Source organism: Cognatundibacterium luofuense, from assembly GCF_018139685.1.
In the GTDB taxonomy this organism is placed as follows: domain Bacteria; phylum Pseudomonadota; class Gammaproteobacteria; order Burkholderiales; family Burkholderiaceae_D; genus Undibacterium; species Undibacterium luofuense.
In genome coordinates this window covers 1-347 of sequence record NZ_JAGSPN010000348.1, presented here as the reverse complement: position 1 = coordinate 347, position 347 = coordinate 1, and the positions used below count along the sequence as shown (strand labels likewise).

Here is a 347-nt window from a genome sequence, read left to right as displayed (position 1 = left end):
GGATACGCTGGTGTTTTATCGCATGGGCGATTTTTATGAACTGTTTTTTGGCGATGCAGAGAAAGTATCGCGTCTGCTGGGTATCACCCTGACCCAGCGTGGCAGCTCAGGTGGCGAGCCTATCAAAATGGCAGGCGTCCCTTTTCATTCGCTGGAACCCTATCTGGCCAAGCTGGTTAAGATGGGCGAATCTGCGGCGATTTGTGAGCAGATCGGTGATCCGGCCACCAGCAAAGGGCCGGTAGAGCGCAAAGTCATGCGCGTCGTCACGCCTGGCACCCTGACCGATACTGATCTGTTACCTGAAAAATCAGAGCGACCACTGCTGGCGCTGTGCCTGACGCAAC

The 347-nt window shown here is 55.3% G+C and carries 1 protein-coding gene; it reads left to right on the top strand.

All coding sequences use genetic code 11. The features are described from left to right. Nucleotides 1–7: 7 nt before the first annotated feature. On the top strand, nucleotides 8–347 hold a 340-nt coding region (locus KDM89_RS20730; RefSeq protein ID WP_463322640.1), incomplete at its 3' end, for a MutS N-terminal domain-containing protein.